Here is a 23,691-nt window from a genome sequence, read left to right as displayed (position 1 = left end):
TGGACGGGAGAAACACGCAACTGGAACCCGATAGGGACGGTGTATCTGAATCCTGAAAGGGAGCTGACTGTGGTGGTAAAGGTCGCGTAGCACGCGGTGGACGCGACAACTACCTTGAGAAACGCCGCTACAGGGGAACCAGGCCTCTGTCGGAGCGAACGTGTCCGCGAAGGCGTTGTTTTGAGCGCCAAATCTTCTGCGACTGTAAGGGTCCTTTTGCGGTAAGCGTCGGGCCAATACACATTGCCCGGTCTAGTCTAGATATGCCCAGCTATCGGCACCGTCGAAATGGCGCACGGGTGTTGTCCCTACTAACGCCTGATCGAAATTATTGAGATTCACCCCAACGCCAGCACCTGGCCCCGGAAGGATCGCTTCCCAGTGAGTGGCGCACCCACAATTACTGCAACGGATTGTCCTCAGGGTTTCCTGCCCCCAAACGTACGATGAGGTATTTTGAGGGTGTCCCTCGAACTTTACTGCACCAGCTTCATACTGAGCCCAAAGCGCCCCGAGTCTCCGGCAAATCGAGCAATTACATTTGATGGCATGAACTGGCAAATGCGGGATGAGCACGCGCACGTTTCCGCAATGACAGGAACCGTGTAGCGGTTCATTTTTAGCGTTGGCCTGCATGACGACTCCGTGGCCGACTTTATGCCAGGAAGGAGCCCGACTTATTTCAGCTGGGCATGATTTAGTGTCCATTCATGGGGCAGCAGGTAGCTTATCTCACTCGCCCGTTGGGTCGGCAGACGAACTCCCTAGCAACCACCTTTTACGTTACACGATTTAGGGTTTGGTCGCCGACGGCATGATACTTTTGATTCAGGATGATCCAAACCCAATTTTGCATCGTGCCAAAGAGGCTCGGGTTCAATCGATATCAAGTGTCGGTGTGCAGCAAGGTTTTTTTGATCCCGAGGCTGGCCGAGCACGCCGTTTTGTCCCAACAAAGACAGCCAGTCCGCGAACGCTTGGATACGGTCTGAATCTCGGACGTACGCAAAGCCCTGTCGGCTGCGGATAAGCCATGGAAACTTATCAGTAATTCCCTGGATAGCCGGCATGGGATTGTTCGCGCCGAAATACCAAAAGTGATCATTACCCTGGGCCAGATAAACTCGCCTTCCGGTGTCTTGCCGAAAGGAATCAACGCTGTTGTGCTCAGCCGATGGCAAACGCATCCACCGATCATCTTCGCGAAAGTACATGTTGTCGCCGTACTGCTGCTCGATGCTTCCATATGGATCAGGGTGCTTCTCGGGGAACTGGACGAAGTACTCCTCCATGCTGAGCACCTTTGTCAGTTTCATAGCGTACACAAGACGATTGCTCGTTGCTTTGGTCGTATGGCCGACAATCCAATCACCCACTGACAGGCGTGCATTCATGTGGTTGGGCGTACAAAGCGCCAGCGAACATGCGCCGAAGAAAGGATTGGGTGCTAGTCCAGAGTCATGCGTAAGTACATATTTAAGTAGTTTCACGGCAGACTCGCGTCGTGTTTTCGTATGCCAGGTTCGGTTTGTTCGTAGGCGTCTGGCAGATACACATTATCAGCAATATGATGACTGCCTACATCAGTTGCTGCTTAGCTGCATGACATGGGTAACATGGGGACTATCTGTTCGTATGAAACCACAGTGTAGATAAAATGCATCGCCCTCGAGCGTATCAGTAGAAAGGCGTACCCTCCGAAAGCGAAGAGCCGCATGTGTCAGCAGCGCTTTTACTAAAGCTTGACCAACATGCTGCCCTCTTGATGAAGCTGCGACGTATACCCGACGTAGCCTTGCCGTATTGGCCTCCGCATATGGATCAATGGACAAGCCCCCGACGCCTATCAGTTGCTGGTTCAAGCATGCCACCATAAGACACTCGCCGGGTGCATCGAAACGGTTCGTCCCCGAGTGCCACTCGTCAATCAACCGGGTGATAAACCTGAAGCCTTCCCCAATCGCCTCTTTTTCCAATGCCAGAATCTGCGGTGGCAAGTGCGTGGTCTGATGAATCTCGAATTGTTTCATTCATCGTCCTTGTTTTTTGAGGCGGGACTTATTGGTAATTGTACCTGGAGCATGTCTCACACAGATCAAGCTGGCATCCACTGATGCAGTTATTCAGCGATGAGACCTGCCGTTTCCTGGCGTAATCGCCAACGGTCTTCGTCGCTCATTTGCTTGGCGTGTCGCTCGACTCCGAACCCAGCGGAACCAGTCGCTCACGGCTATTGCTCAGGTGCGTCCACATCGCCGCACGCGCTGCATCCGGGTCCTTGCGGCGAATGGCGCTGAGCAGTGCTTCGTGTTCCAGGTTGGCCAGATAGCCTTGATGCGCGAGGTTATTGCCCGCCCGCTCGCTTGAGGCAATGCGGCTACGCGGAATGATCGCGCTGCCCAGGTGCTGCATGATTTCCATAAAATACGGATTACCAGTGGCTTCGGCGATAAGCATGTGAAAGCGTTTGTCGGCCTCCACACAACTGTCGTCATTGGCCAGCAGGTCCTGATAGTCATCCAGTGCCTGACGCATGGCCGCCAGTTGCTCATCGGTGCGACGCACAGCGGCCAGCGCGACGGCCTGGGTTTCCAGGCCAATACGCAGTTCGATGATATCGCGCACCCGTGAAACGGTTTCGACCTTCAGACGCAGGCCGGTCTGGTCACTGCGCTCCAGCACAAACGTACCGATGCCGTGGTGGGTCACCACCAGCCCTGACGCCTGCAACTTGGAAATGGCCTCGCGCACGACAGTGCGGCTGACGCCGTGCTCACGGACGATCTGGTTTTCGGAAGGCAGCTTCTGACCGGGTGCGATCTTGCCCAGCAAAATACGCTGGCTCAGTTCGGTGACCAGATCGGTGGCCAGGCTGTGCTGACGACGTTTGGGCGCTGCGCTGACAGGCTCTTGCATGGCGAATAAATCCTGACTTGTCTGGTTGGGCTGCCGAATCACGGTCATAACAGCGCGAATGTGAGGTTGAGTACGCAAAAAGGCCGGTGGCATCGGCCTGCGCAGTTGTCTTACTTGTATTACAAGCTATCTATCACTGTCAAAGCTCCTGATTTACCTCGAAGCGTTTTTTCAACAGCACAGCTTGAAAGAAACGACCCGTGAATAGGCCAGACCCGACTAATAAAAAAGGCTAATACCCAGTAATCAATGGGCAAAACCATTAAATTAATATCGTCATACTGACGATTCTTGCGCATGTACCCGCGTCCAGAAAAACCTTCCTAATCGTCGAATTCATCAGCATCAGGGGATTGCACAAGCCTATTTTACTTGTATGATGACCGACAATGCGAGGGACACACTTCGCACATACCCGCATAAAAACAACGAGTGGGAGATTCAACAGTGAGCACATCCAATTCCAGGATGGCCGACGGCACCGATTCGGTTCTGAGTTCAGCCGTATCGAAGGTCAAACGTCACGTCCTGCCGCTTTTCGTCATCATGTTCATCGTCAACTACATCGACCGGGTCAACATCGGCTTCGTGCGTTCGCACATGGAGCATGACCTGGGCATCGGCGCTGCAGCCTATGGCCTGGGTGCCGGACTGTTCTTCATCGGTTATGCCCTCTTCGAAGTCCCTTCCAACATCCTGCTGCAGAAGGTTGGCGCACGTATCTGGCTGACGCGGATCATGCTGACCTGGGGCATCGTTGCTGCCTGCATGGCCTTCATCCAGAACGAAACCCACTTCTACATTCTGCGCTTTCTGCTGGGCGTGGCCGAGGCAGGCTTCTTTCCGGGCGTGATCTACTACTTCACCCGCTGGTTGCCCGGGGTTGAGCGCGGCAAGGCAATTGCCATTTTCCTCAGCGGCTCGGCCATCGCTTCGCTGATTTCCGGACCACTGTCAGGCCTGCTGTTGCAGATCACCGGTTTCGGAATGAAAGGCTGGCAGTGGATGTATTTCATCGAGGGCATGTTCTCGGTGGGTCTGTGCTTCTTCGTCTGGTTCTGGCTGGACTCCAAACCGCACGACGCCAAGTGGCTGACCCGCGAAGAACAGGACGCGCTGGTCAGCGCCATCGATGCCGAACAGGCTGCCCGCGAAGCGGCGACGCCAGTCAAAGCCTCCATCGGCAAGTTGCTCAAGGACAGCCAGATCATTCTGTTCTGCGTGATCTACTTCTTCATTCAGTTGACCATCTACGCAGCGACCTTCTGGCTACCGAGCATCATCAGAAAAATGGGCAGCCTGACTGACTTTGAAGTCGGCATGTTCAACTCCATTCCATGGCTGCTGTCGATCATCGGAATGTACGCTTTCGCCACGCTGTCCGCCAAGTGGAAACGCCAGCAGGCGTGGGTCGCCATTGCGCTGCTGATTGCCGCTGCCGGGATGTTCATGTCCACCACTGGCAGCCCGATCTTCGCCTTCGTTGCCATCTGCTTTGCAGCACTGGGTTTCAAGTCGGCTTCGTCACTGTTCTGGCCCATTCCGCAAGCGTATCTGGATGCACGTATCGCTGCGGCGGTCATTGCGCTGATCAACTCGGTGGGCAACCTGGGTGGCTTCGTGGCACCGACCACTTTCGGTTTGCTGGAAGAGCACACCGGCTCGATCCAGGGCGGGCTGTATGGCCTGACGGTCACATCGATCATTGCCGCGATCATCGTCTTCGCTGCGCGCAATACGCCCAAGCCAGGGGCGACGCCGGTAGCCGCCATCCACACCCCGGCCACACATTGATGCACGTTCGAAGCGACGCCATTACAGGCCATATTTTTTACGGGATCAGTCATGAATATTCAACACGCTAACATCACCAGCAAGGCCCCTGTCATTACCGAAATGCAGGTAGTGCCGGTGGCTGGCCATGACGACATGCTGCTCAACCTCAGCGGCGCGCACGGCCCTTATTTCACCCGCAATATCGTGATACTCAAGGACAATGCCGGGCATGTCGGCGTCGGCGAAGTGCCGGGCGGCGAGCTGATTCGCCAGACGCTGGAAGACGCACGCTCGCTAGTGGTCGGCAGCAGCATCGGCACCTACCAGAAGATCCTCAATGAGGCACGCAAAGCCTTCGCCGATCGCGATTCGGGCGGCCGCGGCCTGCAGACCTTCGACCTGCGCATCGCCATTCACGCTGTCACCGCGCTGGAAGCCGCCCTGCTCGACCTGCTTGGTCAGCACCTGGACGTACCGGTTGCCGCATTGCTGGGCGAAGGTCAGCAACGTGATCAGGTCGAGATGCTCGGCTACCTGTTTTATGTCGGCGACCAGCGCGAAACCGACCTGGCCTACCGCAGCGAGCCCGACGCCGATAATGACTGGTTCCGCATTCGCCATGAAGAAGCGCTGACTCCGCAGGCGGTGGTCCGTCTGGCTGAAGCTGCGCACCAGCGTTACGGCTTTCAGGACTTCAAGCTCAAGGGCGGCGTACTCAGCGGTGACGCAGAGATCGAAGCCGTCACGGCGCTGGCTGAACGTTTTCCCGATGCGCGGATTACGCTTGACCCCAACGGAGCCTGGTCGCTCAAGGAAGCCATCCGCCTGTGCCGCGATCAGCATCACGTGCTGGCGTATGCCGAAGATCCGTGCGGCGCGGAAAACGGTTTTTCCGGTCGCGAAGTCATGGCCGAGTTCCGGCGCGCCACCGGCCTGAAGACTGCCACCAACATGATTGCCACCGACTGGCGGGAAATGGGCCATGCCATTCAGCTGCAATCGGTGGACATTCCACTGGCTGATCCGCACTTCTGGACCATGCAGGGTTCGGTACGGGTGGCGCAGATGTGCAATGAGTGGGGTCTGACCTGGGGCTCGCATTCCAACAACCATTTCGATATTTCATTGGCGATGTTCACCCATGTGGCCGCCGCGGCGCCGGGCAACATTACGGCGATTGATACCCACTGGATCTGGCAGGACGGCCAGCGCCTGACCAAGGCCCCGCTGCAAATTATCGGCGGCAAGGTCGATGTGCCGAAGCAGGCGGGGCTGGGCGTCGAGCTGGACATGGACCAGTTGGCCAAGGCTCACGAACTCTACAAAGGCATGGGTTTGGGCGCACGTAATGACGCAGTGGCCATGCAGTTCCTGATCCCGGACTGGAAATTCAACAACAAGCAGCCTTGCCTGGTGCGTTGAGCCTGCCCGAGCTTAAAAAACCACTCGCCGCCTGATAACAATCTGGCTGGCACACGGCGCGCAACCCCCTTGCGCGCCGTTTTTTTTCACATCAGGCTTGGCATGCAAACTCGGCATGCTACTGTCTCGTAACCTCCAGTAACGACTAGACCGCATGCGCCATCTTGCCCGCACCCGCCCTCGCCTGACCTTCGCAGCTCTGGTTGGCCTCACCGCCGGCATCGCCTGGGCCTGGCTGATCCCGCACGCAACACTCACGCAGAGCGTGCTGACCGGCTGGGACACAGGCGTGTGGCTGTATCTGATCCTTATTTTCGTTCGCACACTGCGCAGCAATGCCGACGATGTCCGCCGAGTCGCGATGATGGAAGACGAAAACGCGGGCGTCATTCTGGTAACGGTCTGCGTGGCGGCACTGGCCAGTCTGGCGGCGATCATCTTCGAAGTCGCGGGCAGCAAGGGCCTGTCCAGCGACGCCAAAATGCTCCATCACGCCTTCACCGGCCTGACCGTCATAGGTTCGTGGCTGATGATCGGGGTGATCTTCAGCCTGCATTACGCACGCATGTTCTATACCTGGAAAGGCAAGGAGCCCGCGCTGGCGTTTGTCGGCGGAGAAAAGCACCCCGACTACTGGGACTTTCTGTACTTTTCTTTCACCCTCAGCGTTGCGGTACAGACCTCAGACGTCGGGGTCGCGACCCGTGAAATGCGCAAGGTCGTGCTCGGCCAGTCGTTGATCTGCTTTGTGTTCAACACCGCGATTCTGGGCTTTTCGATTAATATCGCTGCCAGCCTGTTCAATTAGCGCTCGGATTCATAAAAACCCGTCAAGAGGCCTTCAGACAATGACCCAATTGAAAATCGCGGTGCTCGATGATTGGCAAAACGTCGCCAGCGATGTGGTGGACTGGTCGGTGCTCGACTCAGTGGGCGACATCAGCTTTCTGCACGACTTCCCGGCCGACACCGCAACCATGGTGCAACGGCTGCAAGGCTTCGACATCATTTGCCTGATGCGCGAGCGAACCCTGTTCGATGAGGCACTGCTCAGCCAACTGCCTGCGCTCAAATTGCTGGTCACAGGCGGCATGCGCAATGCAGCGATTGATATCCCAGCGGCCACGCGGCACGGCATTGTGGTGTGCGGAACAGAAAGCTATAAACACGCGGCACCGGAACTGACCTGGGCGCTGATCATGGGCATCACCCGCAATCTGGTGGCCGAGGCCAACTCTTTGCGTGCAGGCAACTGGCAGTTCGGGCTGGGCAGCGACCTGCACGGCAAGACCCTGGGCATTCTCGGGCTGGGCAGTATCGGCAAATGGATTGCCCGCTACGGTCAGGCGTTCGGCATGCAGGTCATTGCCTGGAGCCAGAATCTGACACCCGAAGCCGCCGCCGAATCGGGCGTCACGTACGTCAGCAAACAGCAACTGTTCGAACAGGCGGACGTGCTCTCGGTGCACCTGGTACTCAGCGACCGCAGCCGTGGGCTGGTGGACGCGGAGGCACTGGGCTGGATGAAGCCGAGCGCCTACCTGATCAACTCGTCGCGCGGCCCGATCATCGATCAGACTGCGCTGCTTGAAACACTGCGACAGCGCAACATCGCAGGCGCCGCACTCGACGTATTCGACATCGAACCGCTGCCGGCTGATCACCCGTTCCGCACGCTGGACAACGTGCTGGCAACACCGCATATCGGTTACGTCACCGAAAACAACTACCGGACCTTTTATGGGCAGATGATCGAAGACATTCAGGCCTGGCATGCGGACTCGCCGATTCGGCTGCTTGGCTGACATGTCGGACGCCGTCAAAGCGGTAATCTGTTGGCTCAGTCACTCAGACTTTTTGTTGCTCTAAAAATCCTGTTTATGCGACCCTGCTCCGCTTGCAGATAACGCTTGAAACAGGATTACGCCAGGAAGCCATATTTCAAGGAAGAACAGAAAAAGAAAAACGTTAATAAAAGCGTCATCTTAAGTTCCCCTTCTCGTTATATGAATACTGCAATCCACTAAGTTATAGCTGGCCCGGCGACTTATCTCCTGTTTCGCAGGGCGCAGCCACTTGTCGCACGGAGCCTATAGAGACATTCGATGAATATTCGCTCAGACAGGTCATATGACCCTCTCATGGCTGCCAGGGAAAAGCCTGTAATGGCCGACAGAACCATGCGAGCCGTGAGCACTGGCGCTATTGAAGCGAATCCGGATACGCAGGCGAAGCTCGACACTTATACCGCCTCTGACAACCGTTCCGCCGATGCACCGGAAGCTTTTCCGGTCTACACGAGAACCATGCTCAGTCGAAATGCTCGATCACTGGAGAGCGAAGCATCTCCGTCGGATACGGCATTGCTTGCCAGTCAACAGACGCTTGCCACTCAGAGCGATACCAAGGCTCTGCGCGACGAAGTGGCCACTGTCAAAGACAACACAACCCCTTCCGCGCCAGAAACGAAAGTCACGGACAAAGACAAGGTCGCCTCTGCAGAGCCTGTCAAAATCGCCGAGAAAGTCTCGCGCGGGGGAGCCAACGTCAACCCTGATGACATCGCCACACCCGCTGCTGCCACGAAGATGATTCAGGACCTGAAAACGATTGGAGGCGGGACCTTACGCTTTCAGATGACGCATGATCAGATCAAGGACGCCAGGCAGATGGATAAACTCAGGGCATTGCTTAGCGAAGGAGACAAACAGGGTGTGAAGGTTCAGTTCACCTTTCGCGACAGTGCGAACCAGGGTGGCGGAAACGTGCTCACCGGAGAAAAGTTGAAGCAGGCCTCGGCCGACATCAGTAATGTGGTCAGAAAGTTTGGCAGTCGTACCAGTTTCGTCCTGGACACTTTCAATCAGGGCGGCAAAAGCGCCAGTCAGGACTGGGCTGACATGCAGACCACATTAATCAAAGCCGCGCGCAATTCCGGCTATAAAGGAACTATTGTTGTCGAGGACAGTAACTGGGGAGGTGGCCTGACCGCTGGCCCGCAAAGCGGCCTGGTCAAGTTTGCCGATCAATTAAAGGCCGCCAATGGCGAAGGCAATCCTGCCCTGGTTGGTAGCTTTCATGTGTATGCCAGGGAAAGCGAAGCCTCTTCCCGGCTTGCCAACCAGATCAAGGCACTGCGAGAGGCTGGCTATAAATTCCAGATTGGCGAAGTAGGTAATGCCAAATTTCTGGTAGGAAACACGTTCCAGCAAAAGGACGAAGCCACCAAAGCCTTGAAGGATAATATGACCGCTCTCAAAGCAGCCGGAGCGGACATTCTACCCGGCAAGGACCAGTTCCAGGATGGCAAGCTTCGCCGCCGTGCCGGCTTTTCAAAGACAGATCAATTCCTATGATTCAGTACGGCGTGTGATCAGGGTCCGGTATCCATGACACACGCTGCTGAACCTGCCCCCCAAAGGGTCAGGTTTTGCATCTAAGAATCAGATACCTGCACCATCACAACGTATAAGCAATCCCCACCTGCACCGTTCGCGGCGCCCCCGGATACGCATAGACGTTTCCAAACGCGCCTTCCTCATACTCGGTATCGAAAACGTTCTTCAGGTCGAGGTTGAGCTTCACGTGCTGATTGACCTTGTAGTAGGCCAGCAGGTCGAACACGGTGTAGCTGTCCATCGAAAAGGCAACGTTGGCGGTGCGCCCGGCGCGCTGGTCGACATAACGACCGCCGCCGCCCAGACCCAGGCCGCGCAAGGCACCCTCCTGAAACTCGTAGACGTTGAGCAGGCTGAAGGTCTGCTCAGGGATGTTCATCAACCGTGTGCCGGAGCGCAGCGTGTTGTCCTTGGTTACTTCAGCGTTGACGTAAGCGTAGCTGCCCATCATCCGCCACTCGGGCGTCAGGTTGCCGACCACGTTGAGGTCCAGGCCACGGCTGCGCACTTCGCCTGCCGCTACACTGAATGTGGAATCAACCGGGTCGGTGGTCAGTACATTACGCTTCTCGATCTGGTAGATCGCCGCATCAACACTCAACTGGCCGTCCAGCGTTTCCCACTTGGTGCCGATCTCGTATGACTTGCCCTCTTCCGGCTTGAAGCCGCCGCCCAGTCGACTGGCACCACTGTTGGGTTTGAACGAACGTGCGGTATTGGCGTAGACCGCGACGGTGTCGGTCAGGTCGTAGCTCAGGCCAACGCGCGGTGTGACGGCGTTATCGCTGGCTGTCCAGCTGCTGGTGCCGGGCAGAAAGGAATCGTAGTCATGCTCAAAACGTTCCAGACGCACGCCGCCCAATAGCTTCAGGCGCTCGGTCAGCGCCACCTGATCCTGCACGAAGGCAGCCCAGGTCTTGAGGTTTTCCTTGTCATGGGTCGTGGTCCGGGTCAGTGCCGGCCGGGCCTGACCATAGACAGGGTTGAAGATGTCTATCGGGTAGGCGCCGACGGCACCGCTTGAGCGCTGGATGATCGACTTGTAGTCATAATCCTCATACTCAACCCCGGTCAGCAGCGTGTGATCGAAGCCACCGGCGGAAAAGTGCCCGGTCAGGTTCAACTGCACATCGCGGTCTGTCCATTCCAGCTTGCGATAGTTGAAGTTGCGCCCGAGGGTGCGACCATCAGCCGCCAGGCCGTTGGCCTCGATGGCATCGCCTTGCAGGGAACCGTCGAGAAGCTGTACGCCACCGCCCAGCTTCCAGTCGGCATTGAGGTCATGGTCGAAGCGCAACTGTGCCATGTTGTTATCGTTATGCAGCTTGCCCACGCTCTTCTCGCCGAAGAACGTATCGCGCGAGGCGGTACTCGTCTGGTTGGCATAACGCGTCAGGCCACGATCCAGCGGCGCATTGTTGCGCATGAAGTCGCCTTCGAAGGTAATGCGCGTGGCGTCGTTGACCTCCCAGCTCAAGACCGGAGCCACGCCATAGCGCTCGGTCTCGACGTGATCACGAAAGGTATCGCCGCCTTCGCCCACGACGTTGAGGCGATAGGCGAAACGCCCTTCGTCATCCAGCGGACCGGACGCGTCCAGCGTGCCGCGCTTCATGCCCTGATCATTGAGTTGGCTGCCCAGCGTGACCTTGCGCTCGGCCAGTGGCTGCTTGGAGACCACGTTGAAAGTGCCGCCCGGATCGCCCCGGCCGTACAGCGTGGTGGCCGGGCCGCGCAACACTTCAAGACGCTCGATGGTATTGGCATCCGGCATGTTCGGATAACCGCGATTGATCGGGAAGCCGTTGCGATAGAACTCGCCGGTGGTAAAACCGCGCACCGTGAATGTGGTCAACCCTTGACCGCCGAAGTTGTTGGCGCGCCCGACGCCGCCCGCGTAGTCCAGAGCGTCCTGCAAGCGCGTGGAACCGATGTCTTCTACCGCGTCGCGGGTCACAACGCTGACGGACTGTGGCGTTTCATGCAGCGAGGTATCGGTGCGCGTGGCGCTGGCGGACCGGGTGGCCCGATAGCCTTCGACCGGCCCTTGCGCCGTTTCGGCATTGGCAGCGCCCTGAATGTCGATATTCTGCAACTCTATGGAAGGTTGCCCGGCAGTAACCTGGTCAGCCCAGGCGGCTTGAGAGATCACTTGAATGACGCAAAGTGAAACGAGAGTACGACGCATCGACGTGCAGCCCTTGGCAAGAAACCAGGCCTCTTGGGACCCGGCAGGATTTTTCGCGAATAGTACAGATTCGTATTAGCGCCTGATACAAATTCGCAAAAATATCTTTTGCCTATGCTGCGCATCTCGCTTCGCAACCGTGAGGACAAACAGGCAAACTGGTGCTCATCGCACCTGACACGAGAACCGACAATGCCTCTTTCCGACAAGCCTGCCGACCCGCGCTGCGCTTTGCTGGTGATCGACATGCAGTACGACTTCATGCCCGGCGGACAACTGGCGGTGGCTGACGGCGACGCGTTGCTGCCGTTGATCAATTGTCTGGGCGCGCGCTTTGCCCGGGTGATCATCACGCAGGATTGGCATCCTGCCGGGCACATTTCGTTTGCTTCAAGCCATGCTCAGCGCTTGCCATTCGAGAGCATCACCCTGCCCTACGGCCCGCAAACCCTGTGGCCGGACCATTGCGTGCAAGGCAGCCACGGTGCGCAGTTGCACGCCGATCTTGACCTGCCTCACGCGCAACTGATCCTGCGCAAGGGCTGCAATGCGCATATCGACAGCTATTCGGCATTTCTGGAGGCAGACCGTACGACCAGCACAGGACTGGCCGGGTATCTGAAAGAGCGCGGTATAGACACGGTATTCGTGGTCGGCCTGGCGCTGGATTTCTGCGTCGCCTGGTCTGCTCAGGATGCACGCAGTGCCGGTTTCAATACGTATGTCATCGAAGATGGCTGTCGCGCCATCGACATGAACGGCTCGCTGGAGAACGCCTGGAAGACCCTGCTGAGCATGGGTGTAGAACGCGTGCAAAGCGCCGATCTGCTGGGCTAGACAGGCGCATCCTGCAACCGGTGCAAACAATCGTTGATACGTCCCGCGGTTAGCGAACGACCGCGCGTGGCGCCTGTCTGAACCATCGGACCGGCAATGCCCGTGCCGGTCCATTTCATCACTGGCGCTGAGGATGTTGTATGGATCACGAAGTAGACGGCAAGACCCCCGGCCTGTCAGCCGAGGAAGAGCGCGAGATTGATGAAAACCAGCCGCCCCGCGCGGCGGCGTTACACGAAACCATCCGTATTCAGGGCGATCACGAACTGGAGCGCAGTGTTGCCGCCCTGTGGTGGTCGGCACTCGCGGCCGGGCTGACCATGGGCCTGTCGTTGATGGCGATGGGGCTGTTCAAGTCTCGACTGGAAGGCATACCCGGCAGTCACGTCATCAGCAGCCTTGGCTATTCGGCCGGGTTTCTCGCGGTCATCCTGGCGCGTCAGCAATTGTTCACTGAAAACACTATTACCGCCGTGCTGCCGATCATGAGCAAGTTGAACCTGGCCAATATCGGTCGATTGTTCCGGCTATGGGGTGTGGTACTGGCGGGCAACCTCGCTGGGACGCTGCTGGTGGCCTATGTCATGCTCAATCTGCCGATTTTCGACACCAGCACAGACAAGGCATTTCTGGAGATTGGCCACAAGGTCATGGAAAACGACGTCAGTCAGATGTTTTCCAAAGGCATCGTGTCCGGCTGGATGATCGCGACCATGGTGTGGATGATCGCGTCCATGGAAAATGCCAAGATCGCCATTATCATTCTGATCACGTACCTGATGGCGCTCGGGGACTTCACGCACATTGTCGTCGGCTCGGCCGAAGTGTCCTATCTGGTGTTTGCCGGAGAACTGGGCTGGAAGGATTTCTGGTTTACCTTTGCCGCTCCTACATTGGCAGGCAATATCATTGGTGGCAGCTTTATCTTTGCCTTGATCAGCCACGCACAGATCCGCAGCGAAAAAGACACGACCGCCAAACTGGAACGCGATCGTCAGAACAAGGCAGAAAAAAACCGCCGCGAAAAGCAGCAGCAAGAGCTCAAGGACGCTGATATCAGCATGCGGAATGACATATGATCCCTATCATTAAACTTTCTTTCAGGAAGCGCGGTGGCTTTTAAAGGCAGAATGAGTTTTTGAACGCACTTATTCAGGCAGGGACCATGACCCGAATTCTGGCAATCGAAGATGATGCCATCACAGCAAAGGAAATCGTGACCGAACTCAGCAACCACGGACTGGAAGTGGACTGGGTGGACAACGGCCGTGACGGTCTTGCACGTGCAGTCAGCGGCGACTATGACTTGATTACTCTGGACCGCATGCTTCCGGAGATGGATGGTCTGACCATCGTCACTCATTTGCGCGCCCAGGGTATCTCCACGCCAATCCTGATGATCAGCGCCCTTTCCGACGTCGACGAGAGGGTGCGCGGGCTGCGCGCAGGTGGGGATGATTATCTGCCCAAACCGTTTGCTTCCGACGAAATGGCGGCGCGTGTCGAAGTGCTCCTGCGCCGCAGCAACCCGGTCAGCGCCGGCAAGACAGTGTTGCATGTCGCTGACCTGGAACTGAACCTGATCAGCCGCGAAGCCTGCCGTGGTGGTGAGCCGCTGATTCTGCTGCCCACCGAGTTCAAGCTGCTGGAATTCCTGATGCGCAACAGCGGCCAGATCATCACCCGCATGATGATTTTCCAGGAAGTCTGGGGCTATCATTTTGATCCGGGTACCAACCTGATCGACGTACACATCGGCCGTCTGCGCAAGAAGATAGACCAACCTGGCACCGCACAGCTGATCCAGACCGTGCGAGGTTCAGGTTATGTTATTGCCGAACCCGTCTAAGGGCTGGCGATCTTCAACAAGCCGATTACTGGCACTATACAGTTCCCTGTTTGTCGCGTGGAGCGTGATGCTGCTGGGCGTTCTCTACTGGGAGGTCAACTCCTACCTGGACAACCTCGCCCGCCAGTCACTCACTCACCGCCAGCAGCTGTTTTCGCGCTTTGAAGGTCAGGCACTGGTTGATGCTCTGGCCACCAGCATGACCTTCGATACGCGCGCAGTGGACGCCTACGGCCTGTTCGACCGCAACTTTCGTCCCGTGGCAGGCCCTATCACTCGCGTGCCGAAAAATCTGCCCATCGACGGCCAGATCCATGTACTGAGCGACTGCATCGAATCGGATGACCCGGGCCTGCCGCAAGGCAGCTGTGATGCGATAGTCAACCGAACGTCCGACGGGCGCTGGCTGGTACTGGTGCGCGAGAATGGCTCGTTGCTTGCCGTCAGCACCCTGATCCTGCACGCCTTGCTGTGGGGCATCTCACTGACCATTATTCCCGGGGTCGCCGGCTGGCATTTGCTGCGCCGCCGCCCGTTGCGCCGCATACGCGCCATTCAGGCCAGCGCCGAATCAATCATCGCCGGCGACATGGCCGGCCGGCTGCCGGTCTCGAACAGACGTGATGAGCTGGACATGCTGGCGGTGATCGTCAACGCCATGCTCGACCGTATCGAAAAGCTCATGAACGAGGTCAAGGGCGTCTGCGACAATATCGCCCATGACCTACGCACGCCACTGACCCGGCTGCGCGCTCAGCTTTATCGCATTCAGCAGCAATCAGCGCACGATTCGCCCCACTTTACCCAGATTGCCCAGGTCATCAGCGAAGCAGACACGCTGATGGCGCGTTTCCGTGGGCTGCTGCGTATTTCGGAACTGGAAGACCGCCAGCGACGCTCGGCGTTCGTTGAGCTGGAGCTGCAACCACTGCTGCAGGAACTGCATGATTTCTACCTGCCGCTGGCCGAAGAAGACCAGATCACCCTGCTGCTGGACCTGCACGACACGTTACCCACACTGGTAGGCGACCGAGCCCTGCTGTTTGAAGCGCTGACCAACCTGCTGGGAAATGCAATCAAGTTCACCCCTTCCGGCGGGATCGTGAAAATCAGCGCCTACCCCTCAAGCGACGGCCTCACGCCATGCATCGAAGTACAGGATTCCGGGCCCGGCATCCCCGTCGCCGAGCGCGCAGCCGTCTTCCAGCGCTTCTATCGCAGCGAAACCGGCACTGAACAGAGCGGTTTCGGGCTCGGTCTTTCCGTAGTCGCGGCCATCGTCAATCTGCATGGCTTTACGCTGCAGATAGGCATCAGCGAATACGGCGGCGCAAGCTTGTTGCTGGAATGTCGCACCGTAAACACCCTCGCCTGAGATTCAGTCACGACCCCCTTCCGTAAGACGCTGCGCGCCTGCTTTTTGACGAGATTGAAGCGTCTGCCTCAGTGGTTCCAGAGCTTTCGATAGTTATCTGGCGCAGTCTGCCAAGCGCTAAATTGTAACAATATGCTTCAATAATCGACACAGCTTGACCGTTTCAGCGCTCACAAGTTCCGCTCAATAAATGCGCTTTTCTGGCGTTATATGACGGTTTTCCCCGAATAAATCACCCCATCGAGCAGATGGCGGTTCTTCGCCTCCTGGGCGAAATGTGAACGAATAGACATTTTTATGACGTCAGCGCCTTGTCGCTGCACTGGCACTGCGCTATCTATAACCGGGCAAACGAGGTTCCTGCTGCACCGCTTGGCTGCACCCAAAATAATAACTCACCGGATTTCGCCACTAACAAGGCGAGGCTTTGACATGGCTGCCAGAGCAGAGAACGCTGTACTAATTAGTTGGATCAACATCGGCTGGGAGGCTGTTATGGGCGCACAATCAAAGATTTTAAGCGTAGGTCAGTACAAGGTTTACACCGAGACTTACTGGAAAGGCAGCGAGGCCAAGACCATCTTGCTGGTCAACGGTGCGTTATCGACCACCGGCTCTTTCGGGCAGACCGTCAAGTACCTGCAACCGCACTACAACCTTGTACTATTCGACCTGCCGTTTTCGGGGCAGTCCCGAGCCCACAACCCGGACGACATGATTGTCAGCAAGGAAGATGAAGTAAATATCCTGCTGCAGTTGATCGACCTCTACCAGGTGAACCACCTGCTGTCGGTGTCCTGGGGCGGTGTATCGGCCCTGCTGGCCCTTGCCGAATGCCCGCCATCCGTGGAAAAGGCGATCATCAGTTCGTTCTCGCCGGTCCTCAACGAGGCCATGCTCGACTACATCGACAACGCCCAGATCTACCTCGCCGCACGCGAGAAGCGCAAGATCGGCTCACTGCTCAATGACACCGTGGGCAAGTACCTGCCGCGCCTGTTCAAACTTTATAACTACAAGCACCTGATCAGCCTTGCCGAACACGAATATCGCCAGATCGATTTTCACATCAGCCAGATTCGCAAACTAAGCGCCACTAACTATGTCGAGCGTTTCTCCTCGATCAAGATTCCGGTGCTGTTCATCAACGGTGAAAAAGATGAATACACCACCGTTGAAGATGCGCGGATGTTTTCCAACTACATCGCCAAAAGCAGTTTCAACGTAGTTCCGGACACCGGGCACTTTCTGGACCTTGAGAGCAAGGCGGCGTGGCACCACTCGCAACGCACCGCACTGACTTTCCTGGGCACTGAAACCACTCAACAGGTGTGGCCAAGCGTCACCGCGATGGCCTGAAGCACGCTCGCCTGCGCCCGGGAAGCCGTTCAGCTTTTCCGGCGTGACGCAGTGATTCACCGGAGTTGGTTTCTTTGATCGGGCAGTGCTATTCGTTGATGACTTTTCCCTTTGCAACGCGTTTGCGTTGGTACTGCCGTGCTACCGGAAATGTCCGGCCATCGCACTTCATACCTGTTCAGTCCGGCCTGGTGCTGGGGTTCATTTCACTGCTCTCGCTCAGCGCTTGCTCCGCAGGAAAACCTGCAGAAAAGGCGCTGGTGCGAGTCGAGGTGCAGCCAGCTGCCTTGGTGGACGTCTCAAGCAGTGTGACGCTGACAGGCGATATCCAGGCGCGCAAAGTGACCGAGCAAGCGTTTCGCGTGTCGGGCAAGCTGATCAAACGCTATGTCGATGTCGGGGACCGCGTGCGTGCCGGGCAAGTGCTTGCCAGGCTGGACCCGCAAGAACAGAAGAACGAACTGGCGTCGGCCAATGCCGAAGTGGCCATGCGACAGTCGCGGTTATACCTCGCCGAACAAAATTACCAGCATCAGCAAGTGCTGCTGCCCAAGGGCTATACCAACCTCAGTGAATACCAGAAGGCACACTCCGGCCTTGAGAGTGCGCGCGCTGAATTGGCAGCGCTGCAAGCTCAACAGTCCAACGCACGTGATCAAGTCGGTTACACCGAACTGCTCGCAGTAGCCGATGGCGTCATCACTGCACGGCATGCCGAAGAAGGTCAGGTGGTCCAGGCCGCCGCGCCGGTGTTCAGTGTTGCTCACGATGGCGAACGCGAAGCGGTATTTTCCGTGTATGAATCGCTGCTGCGCTCCGATCAGACAGGCACCACGGTGATCATCAGCCCTATTGCTCAGCAGGGCATTCAGTGGACCGGCATCATCAGGGAAATCACGCCCATCGTTTCCGCCGCAAACGGCACGTTGCGAGTGCGCGTTGCGCTGCCGAAAGTCGCCGCTGCGCCTGCGCTCGGCTCAGTGGTCAGCGCCCGCCTGCAGGTTCGGTCGCAACGGGCGTTCGCCCTGCCCTGGTCGGCGCTGAGTCGCGCCAAGGGTCAACCGGCAGTCTGGCAGGTGGACGCTCAGGCCAGGGTCAAGCTGACGCGGGTCAACGTGCTGCGCTATGAACAAGGTCAAGTGATCGTTTCCGAGGGGCTGTCCGAGGGCGATCGGTTGGTTTCCCGAGGGCTGCAGTTTCTCTATCCGGGGCTACAGGTCGAGGTGGCCGAAGTGATGACTGCCGGCGTCAACGGCATGCAGTCTGGACAGAAAGCACGTATGCAGCGAGAGGTCAGTTTGTGAGGGAACGCTTCAATCTGTCGGCTTGGGGGCTCAGGCATCGCACGCTGGTCTGGTACATGATGTTCGTTTCACTGCTGATGGGCAGTTGGTCGTTTCTGAATCTGGGCCGCGAGGAAGATCCTTCCTTTGCCATCAAGACCATGGTCATTCAGGCGCGTTGGCCGGGCGCTACGTTGCCCGACACCTTGCAACAGGTCACCGACCGGCTGGAAAAGAAGCTCGAAGAAATCGACGCGCTGGATTACGTGAAAAGCTACACGCTGGCCGGCGAATCAACGCTTTTTGTCTTTCTCAAAAGCGAGACCCGCAGCGCCGACATCCCGGCAGCGTGGTATCAGGTGCGCAAGAAGATCAGCGATGTACGCAGCGAATTGCCCAGCGGCATTCAGGGTCCTGCATTCAACGATGAGTTTGGTGACGTGTTCGGCAGTATCTATGCGTTCAGCGGTGATGGCCTGTCTTTCCGCCAACTGCGTGATTACGTCGAGCAAGTGCGCACCGACATCCGCAGCGTACCCAACCTGGGCAAGATCGAGCTGCTCGGCGCACAGCGCGAAGTCATTTATCTGAATTTCTCGATCCGTAAGCTCGCGGCGCTGGGCATCGATCAGCGCCAGGTACTGCAAAGCCTGCAAGCGCAAAACTCGGTAACGCCTGCTGGGGTGATTGAGGCAGGCCCGGAACGCATTGCCGTGCGCGCCAGCGGTCAGTTCAGCAGTGAAAAGGACCTTGAGGCCGTCAACCTGCGCTTCGGCGAGCGGTTCTTTCGCCTCAGCGATCTGGCGACCATCGAACGCCGCTACGCCGACCCGCCCTCCTCGCTGTTCCGTTTCAATGGCCAACCGGCCATCGGGCTTGCGGTGGCCATGAAACAAGGCGGCAACATTCAGGCGTTCGGTACGCAGTTGCAGCAGCGCATCGACCAGTTGACCACCGAGCTACCATCGGGCATCGACGTGCATCTGGTGTCCAGCCAGGCCGACGTGGTTGAAAAAGCTATCGGCGGCTTCACCCATGCACTCTTTGAAGCAATCCTGATTGTGCTCGTCGTGAGCTTCATCAGCCTCGGCATTCGCGCAGGTCTGGTGGTGGCCTGTTCGATTCCGCTGGTGCTGGCGCTGGTCTTCGTGTTCATGGAGTACAGCGGCATCACCATGCAGCGCATCTCGTTGGGCGCGCTGATCATCGCCCTGGGCCTGTTGGTGGATGACGCCATGATTACCGTCGAAATGATGGTGACCCGCCTGGAAAGCGGCGATTCGTTACCGCAGGCCGCGACCTTTGCCTATACCTCGACGGCCTTCCCGATGCTGACCGGCACGCTGGTGACTGTTGCCGGTTTCGTGCCCATCGGCCTGAATTCCAGTTCAGCGGGCGAATACGTGTTCACCATGTTCGCTGTCATCGCAGTGGCGCTGTTGCTGTCCTGGCTGGTGGCGGTGCTGTTTGCGCCACTGATTGGCGTGCACATCCTCAAGGCGTCGGCGCCGCATGCGGCGCCGGGGCGCTGGATGCGCGGCTTCAGCGGCCTGCTGGTCAAGACACTGGAGCACCGCTGGTGGGTGATCGGCATCACATTGCTGATGTTCATCGGCTCGCTGTTTGCGGCCAGGCTGCTGCAGAACCAGTTCTTTCCGGACTCCGACCGCCCGGAAATCCTGGTGGATATCTATATGCCGCAAAATGGCTCCATCGAAGGTACACGCCAGACCATGGATCGCTTTGAGGCCACCCTCAAGGACGATCCCGATGTGCTGCGCTGGAGTTCCTATGTGGGCAAAGGTGCGGTGCGTTTCTACCTGCCGCTGGATCAGCAATTGAGCAATCCCTTTTATGGGCAACTGGTGATCGTCAGCCAGGGCGGTGCAGCGCGTGATCGTCTGATCGAGCGTCTGCGCCAGCGCTTTCGTGACGATTATGTCGGAGTGGGCGGCTACGTCCAACCACTGAATATGGGGCCGCCAGTGGGCTGGCCGGTGCAATACCGGGTCAGCGGCCCGGACATCGAACAGGTGCGCAGCAAGGCGATGGCACTGGCGGCCATCCTCGACGCCAACCCGAACATCGGCCAGGTCATCTATGACTGGAACGAGCCGGGCAAAGTACTGAAGATTGATATCGCGCAGGACAAGGTGCGTCAATTCGGCCTGTCTTCGGAAGACGTGGCGCAAATCCTCAACAGTATGGTCAGCGGAACGACCATCACGCAGGTGCGCGACAGTACCTACCTGATCGACCTGGTCGCGCGCGCAGAAAACGATGAGCGCAGCTCGGTACAAAGCCTCGGCAACCTGCAGATCCCGACACCCAATGGCGCGAGCGTGCCGCTGCTGGCGTTCGCCACGCTCAGCTACGAGCAGGAACAGCCACTGGTCTGGCGTCGCGACCGGCTAGCGACCATTACCCTGAAAGCCAGCGTGCTCGGAAAATTGCAACCGGCCGCTCTGGTCAGGCAATTGAAACCGGAAGTCGACGCCTTCAGCGCCCGCCTGCCACTGCGTTATTCGCTGGCTACCGGTGGTGCGGTCGAGGCCAGCGCCCGCTCGCAAGGGCCCATATTGAAGGTCGTGCCACTGATGTTGCTGCTGGTGGTGAGCTTTTTGATGATCCAGCTGCACAGTGTCAAAAAACTTCTACTGGTGGTCAGCGTAGTGCCGCTCGGGCTGATTGGCGTGGTCGCAGCGTTATTGATATCCGGCTACCCGCTGGGCTTCGTCGCGATTCTTGGTGTGCTGGCGCTGATCGGCATCATTATTCGCAATTCGGTGATTCTGGTCACACAGATCGACGAGTTCATCGCTGCCGGTGAGAGTGCCTGGACATCGGTGGTCAAGGCCACCGAACATCGCTGCCGGCCGATTCTGCTGACCGCAGCAGCTGCAAGCCTGGGCATGATCCCGATTGCCCGCGAGGTGTTCTGGGGCCCTATGGCGATCGCCATGATCGGCGGTATCGCCATTGCCACCTTACTGACGTTGTTTTTTCTGCCTGCGCTGTATGTGGTCAGCTACAGGATCAGGCCGCCTGCGGCTTAGCGGATCAGATTTCGATTGGCAGAAAATCAAACAACGCCTGAGGAGCCTCGACCAGCAACATGTTTTTGAGCGGTTCCGGGCATTCAAGCGCCCGGAACTGCTCGACCACACTGGCGTAACTGACCGCTTGTTCATGCTGGGTGTGTGGCCAGTCGCTGCCCCATACCAACCGGCGCGGACCAAAGCTTTGCAGCAGCATAGGCAATGCAGCGTGAGCAAACGCCGCATTCTGTTCGGTACTGCCGCCCAGTCGATAGATTGCCGAGACTTTCATCCACAACTGCCCGCTCAAACCCAACTCCAGCAATGCCTGGAATGCCGGGTCATCGATACCAAGGCGCGCATCGGGTCGACCAAAATGGTCGATCACAATCTTGCAACCGAATGGCAGCAACTGCCGGATCAGCCCCGGCAAGTCGGCAACCTCACGGTGCAGTTCAATATGCCAGCCAAGGGTCCAGACGTTCTTGAACAACGACTTCCATTCAGGTGCAGTGAAGTCAGGCAACGCCCTGCCGATGAGGTTCAGGCGAATACCGACAATGCCCAGCCCGGCCATACGCTGCAAGGCGCCACGACTGATATCGGTATCGACCACCGCCACGCCACGCAACCGATCAGGGGCCTGTGCCAGGGCGTCGAACAGAAACCGGTTATCGGTGCCCAGAAAACTAGGCTGCACCAGTACGCCATGACTCAAACCATGTTCGTGCAGGTGGGCCAGATACGCTTGCACAGTGGCATCGTAGTCCGGGCTGTAACGTCGTCCTGACGTCAGACTCAAATCCTTGCTGAAGACATGAGCATGGGCATCAATGCCCAGAATTGGCGTGGTACAGGAGTCGGTCATGAGTTCATCTATAAGTCAGCGCGGTGCCGTAACACCGCGGGAGAAAGGATATTCAAGCCTGCTGCGCCGCGCCCTTATCCAGCGGGTCGGCAACAACCGGCGTGGCCTCAAGATTGCGCCCACGGGTTTCGGGCAGACAGAAAGCAGCCACCATCGCCATGCCATAGGCAATACCGGCATCGATGCCGATGGCAGTGCCCAGCGACATCGATTCACTCATATGGCCCACCAGAAAGGGGAATACCGCCGACAATACGCGCCCGAAGTTGTAGCAAAAGCCAACCCCTGCCCCACGTACGTCTGCCGGGTACAACTCGTTGAAAAACGAACCCAGACTGGCCGGAATGCCAGCGGCGAAGAACCCCAGCGGGAAGCCGAGAAACAGCATTTGCGTGTTGCTCAGCGGCAGCATCAGATAGCACTGCACCGTGACCACGCAGCACAGCGCGAACAGCATGATGTTCTTGCGTCGACCAATGCGGTCGATCAACAGACCGCTGCATACGCAACCGCACCAGAATGCAACGATAATGACCGCCAGGTAGCCACCGGAGCTGAGCACTGACAGGTTGCGTTCGGTTTTCAGAAAGGTGGGCAGCCACGTCATGACCGCGTGGTAACCGCCGTGCGCACCAAGACCCAGCAAGCCGCCGAGCAAGGTGACGCGCAATAATTCGGGGCGAAAGATTCCGGCCATCGACTTGAAGAAATTACCCTTCGGCGCAGCATTTTTCTGCATGCGCTGGAAGCTGTCCGGCTCCTCGACATTGCGGCGCACCCAGATAATCATCAGTGCTGGCAGCAGGCCGACGAAAAACATTACCCGCCAGGCAATGTCCTCCGGCACAAACGAATAGATCAGGGTGAACAGCACCACCGCCAGCCCCCAGCCGACAGCCCAGGCGCTTTGCACCGTTGCCATGACCTTGCCGCGGTAGCGCGACTGGATCGTTTCGGCCATTAACACCGCGCCCGCCGCCCACTCACCGCCGATACCAAAACCCTGCAGCGCCTTGACGATCAGCAACTGATTGAAGCCGGTCACGAAGGCAGACAGAAAGGTGAAGAAGGAAAACAACAGGATCATCCATTGCAACGTGCGAACCCGGCCATAGCGATCCGACAACGTTCCGCCGACCCAGCCACCCAGTGCCGACGTCACCAACGTCACGGCGCTGATCAGTCCTGCGTCGCCTTTGGTCAGGGCAAAGGCGGCAATCAGGGCCGGAATGGCCAGACCGAACATCTGCACCTCCAGAGCGTCCAGCGACCAGCCGCCGAAACAGGCCCAGAAGGTCTTGCGCTCCTTGGGAGTGACTTCGCGATACCAGTTGAACATGGCTTCCTATCCTTATGAGCGTTGAATGAGTCGGAGTGATTGC

The 23,691-nt window shown here is 57.7% G+C and carries 19 protein-coding genes; 12 read left to right on the top strand and 7 right to left on the bottom strand.

Annotated features, from left to right (window positions below; all coding sequences use genetic code 11):
• Nucleotides 1-764 precede the first annotated feature (764 nt).
• From RGM3321_RS07950 to RGM3321_RS07935, 4 genes are all read right to left on the bottom strand, one after another.
• Complete coding sequence (locus RGM3321_RS07950) at nucleotides 765-1,490, bottom strand: hypothetical protein (protein ID WP_244392453.1); 726 nt, start codon at nucleotides 1,488-1,490, stop codon at nucleotides 765-767.
• A 93-nt stretch (nucleotides 1,491-1,583) separates the two neighbouring features.
• Entirely contained in the window at nucleotides 1,584-2,030 is a 447-nt protein-coding gene (locus RGM3321_RS07945) for a GNAT family N-acetyltransferase (RefSeq protein ID WP_244392451.1), read from the bottom strand.
• 145 nt (nucleotides 2,031-2,175) lie between these two features.
• Entirely contained in the window at nucleotides 2,176-2,916 is a 741-nt protein-coding gene (locus RGM3321_RS07940; protein ID WP_244392449.1) for a FadR/GntR family transcriptional regulator, read from the bottom strand.
• A gap of 119 nt (nucleotides 2,917-3,035) precedes the next feature.
• Nucleotides 3,036-3,215: a hypothetical protein gene (locus RGM3321_RS07935; RefSeq protein ID WP_244392447.1), complete on the bottom strand. Its 180-nt coding sequence runs from the start codon at nucleotides 3,213-3,215 to the stop codon at nucleotides 3,036-3,038.
• A 169-nt stretch (nucleotides 3,216-3,384) separates the two neighbouring features.
• Between RGM3321_RS07935 and RGM3321_RS07930 the strand changes: the two genes are divergently transcribed.
• The 5 genes from RGM3321_RS07930 (at nucleotide 3,385) to RGM3321_RS07910 (ending at nucleotide 9,470) form a co-directional block, all read left to right on the top strand.
• On the top strand, nucleotides 3,385-4,710 hold the full coding sequence (locus tag RGM3321_RS07930) for an MFS transporter (RefSeq protein WP_244392456.1): 1,326 nt from the start codon (nucleotides 3,385-3,387) through the stop codon (nucleotides 4,708-4,710).
• A 51-nt stretch (nucleotides 4,711-4,761) separates the two neighbouring features.
• The gene (gudD, locus tag RGM3321_RS07925; RefSeq protein WP_244392446.1) at nucleotides 4,762-6,114 is read left to right on the top strand and encodes a glucarate dehydratase; all 1,353 of its coding nucleotides are present in this window, start codon (nucleotides 4,762-4,764) and stop codon (nucleotides 6,112-6,114) included.
• Nucleotides 6,115-6,268: 154 nt separating this feature from the next.
• Nucleotides 6,269-6,922 (top strand): DUF1345 domain-containing protein, encoded by a 654-nt coding sequence (locus RGM3321_RS07920; RefSeq protein ID WP_244392445.1) that lies wholly within the window; start codon nucleotides 6,269-6,271, stop codon nucleotides 6,920-6,922.
• 40 nt (nucleotides 6,923-6,962) lie between these two features.
• Nucleotides 6,963-7,919 (top strand): D-2-hydroxyacid dehydrogenase family protein, encoded by a 957-nt coding sequence (locus RGM3321_RS07915; protein WP_244392444.1) that lies wholly within the window; start codon nucleotides 6,963-6,965, stop codon nucleotides 7,917-7,919.
• Between the two features lie 300 nt (nucleotides 7,920-8,219).
• Nucleotides 8,220-9,470, top strand: coding sequence for a cellulase family glycosylhydrolase (locus RGM3321_RS07910; protein WP_244392443.1), 1,251 nt, complete (start codon nucleotides 8,220-8,222; stop codon nucleotides 9,468-9,470).
• A gap of 103 nt (nucleotides 9,471-9,573) precedes the next feature.
• Here RGM3321_RS07910 and RGM3321_RS07905 read toward each other — a convergent pair whose 3' ends face one another.
• A complete protein-coding gene (locus RGM3321_RS07905; protein ID WP_244392442.1) occupies nucleotides 9,574-11,700 on the bottom strand; it encodes a TonB-dependent receptor in 2,127 nt (708 codons plus the stop codon).
• Nucleotides 11,701-11,892: 192 nt separating this feature from the next.
• Here RGM3321_RS07905 and pncA point away from each other — a divergent pair, with 192 nt between their 5' ends.
• The 7 genes from pncA to RGM3321_RS07870 all read left to right on the top strand — a co-directional run bounded on the left by pncA (nucleotide 11,893) and on the right by RGM3321_RS07870 (nucleotide 21,459).
• On the top strand, nucleotides 11,893-12,537 hold the full coding sequence (gene pncA, locus RGM3321_RS07900) for a bifunctional nicotinamidase/pyrazinamidase (protein WP_244392440.1): 645 nt from the start codon (nucleotides 11,893-11,895) through the stop codon (nucleotides 12,535-12,537).
• A 140-nt stretch (nucleotides 12,538-12,677) separates the two neighbouring features.
• Nucleotides 12,678-13,616, top strand: coding sequence for a formate/nitrite transporter family protein (locus RGM3321_RS07895; protein ID WP_244392438.1), 939 nt, complete (start codon nucleotides 12,678-12,680; stop codon nucleotides 13,614-13,616).
• A gap of 86 nt (nucleotides 13,617-13,702) precedes the next feature.
• A complete protein-coding gene (locus tag RGM3321_RS07890) occupies nucleotides 13,703-14,386 on the top strand; it encodes a response regulator transcription factor (RefSeq protein ID WP_244392436.1) in 684 nt (227 codons plus the stop codon).
• Nucleotides 14,364-15,761, top strand: coding sequence for a HAMP domain-containing sensor histidine kinase (locus RGM3321_RS07885; RefSeq protein WP_244392435.1), 1,398 nt, complete (start codon nucleotides 14,364-14,366; stop codon nucleotides 15,759-15,761). Before RGM3321_RS07890 ends, RGM3321_RS07885 begins: the two co-directional genes overlap by 23 nt.
• Nucleotides 15,762-16,193: 432 nt before the next feature.
• A complete protein-coding gene (locus RGM3321_RS07880) occupies nucleotides 16,194-17,120 on the top strand; it encodes an alpha/beta hydrolase (protein WP_244392433.1) in 927 nt (308 codons plus the stop codon).
• Between the two features lie 98 nt (nucleotides 17,121-17,218).
• Complete coding sequence (locus RGM3321_RS07875) at nucleotides 17,219-18,424, top strand: efflux RND transporter periplasmic adaptor subunit (protein WP_244392431.1); 1,206 nt, start codon at nucleotides 17,219-17,221, stop codon at nucleotides 18,422-18,424.
• Nucleotides 18,421-21,459 carry an efflux RND transporter permease subunit gene (locus RGM3321_RS07870; RefSeq protein WP_244392429.1) on the top strand — a complete coding sequence of 1,013 codons (3,039 nt, stop codon included), beginning with the start codon at nucleotides 18,421-18,423 and terminating at the stop codon, nucleotides 21,457-21,459. Before RGM3321_RS07875 ends, RGM3321_RS07870 begins: the two co-directional genes overlap by 4 nt.
• 4 nt (nucleotides 21,460-21,463) lie before the next feature.
• Here RGM3321_RS07870 and RGM3321_RS07865 read toward each other — a convergent pair whose 3' ends face one another.
• Both RGM3321_RS07865 and RGM3321_RS07860 read right to left on the bottom strand, forming a co-directional pair.
• Nucleotides 21,464-22,309, bottom strand: coding sequence for an amidohydrolase family protein (locus tag RGM3321_RS07865; protein ID WP_244392428.1), 846 nt, complete (start codon nucleotides 22,307-22,309; stop codon nucleotides 21,464-21,466).
• Nucleotides 22,310-22,361: 52 nt separating this feature from the next.
• Nucleotides 22,362-23,648, bottom strand: a complete 1,287-nt coding sequence (locus RGM3321_RS07860; RefSeq protein ID WP_244392426.1) for an MFS transporter — start codon at nucleotides 23,646-23,648, stop codon at nucleotides 22,362-22,364.
• Nucleotides 23,649-23,691 lie beyond the last annotated feature (43 nt).

Source organism: Pseudomonas sp. RGM 3321, from assembly GCF_022836805.1.
Classification (GTDB): domain Bacteria; phylum Pseudomonadota; class Gammaproteobacteria; order Pseudomonadales; family Pseudomonadaceae; genus Aquipseudomonas.
The sequence above is the reverse complement of the archived record's forward strand: the minus strand, read 5'-3'. Positions and strand labels throughout refer to the sequence as shown.

Excerpts from the sequence above, each read along its gene's own strand:
- RGM3321_RS07945 (WP_244392451.1), bottom strand. The coding sequence starts at position 2,030 with ATGAAACAATTCGAGATTCATCAGACCACGCACTTGCCACCGCAGATT.
- RGM3321_RS07940 (WP_244392449.1), bottom strand. The coding sequence starts at position 2,916 with ATGCAAGAGCCTGTCAGCGCAGCGCCCAAACGTCGTCAGCACAGCCTG.
- RGM3321_RS07935 (WP_244392447.1), bottom strand. The coding sequence starts at position 3,215 with ATGCGCAAGAATCGTCAGTATGACGATATTAATTTAATGGTTTTGCCC.
- RGM3321_RS07930 (WP_244392456.1), top strand. The coding sequence starts at position 3,385 with ATGGCCGACGGCACCGATTCGGTTCTGAGTTCAGCCGTATCGAAGGTC.
- gudD (WP_244392446.1), top strand. The coding sequence starts at position 4,762 with ATGAATATTCAACACGCTAACATCACCAGCAAGGCCCCTGTCATTACC.
- RGM3321_RS07920 (WP_244392445.1), top strand. The coding sequence starts at position 6,269 with ATGCGCCATCTTGCCCGCACCCGCCCTCGCCTGACCTTCGCAGCTCTG.
- RGM3321_RS07915 (WP_244392444.1), top strand. The coding sequence starts at position 6,963 with ATGACCCAATTGAAAATCGCGGTGCTCGATGATTGGCAAAACGTCGCC.
- RGM3321_RS07910 (WP_244392443.1), top strand. The coding sequence starts at position 8,220 with ATGAATATTCGCTCAGACAGGTCATATGACCCTCTCATGGCTGCCAGG.
- RGM3321_RS07905 (WP_244392442.1), bottom strand. The coding sequence starts at position 11,700 with ATGCGTCGTACTCTCGTTTCACTTTGCGTCATTCAAGTGATCTCTCAA.
- pncA (WP_244392440.1), top strand. The coding sequence starts at position 11,893 with ATGCCTCTTTCCGACAAGCCTGCCGACCCGCGCTGCGCTTTGCTGGTG.
- RGM3321_RS07895 (WP_244392438.1), top strand. The coding sequence starts at position 12,678 with ATGGATCACGAAGTAGACGGCAAGACCCCCGGCCTGTCAGCCGAGGAA.
- RGM3321_RS07890 (WP_244392436.1), top strand. The coding sequence starts at position 13,703 with ATGACCCGAATTCTGGCAATCGAAGATGATGCCATCACAGCAAAGGAA.
- RGM3321_RS07885 (WP_244392435.1), top strand. The coding sequence starts at position 14,364 with ATGTTATTGCCGAACCCGTCTAAGGGCTGGCGATCTTCAACAAGCCGA.
- RGM3321_RS07880 (WP_244392433.1), top strand. The coding sequence starts at position 16,194 with ATGGCTGCCAGAGCAGAGAACGCTGTACTAATTAGTTGGATCAACATC.
- RGM3321_RS07875 (WP_244392431.1), top strand. The coding sequence starts at position 17,219 with ATGACTTTTCCCTTTGCAACGCGTTTGCGTTGGTACTGCCGTGCTACC.
- RGM3321_RS07865 (WP_244392428.1), bottom strand. The coding sequence starts at position 22,309 with ATGACCGACTCCTGTACCACGCCAATTCTGGGCATTGATGCCCATGCT.
- RGM3321_RS07860 (WP_244392426.1), bottom strand. The coding sequence starts at position 23,648 with ATGTTCAACTGGTATCGCGAAGTCACTCCCAAGGAGCGCAAGACCTTC.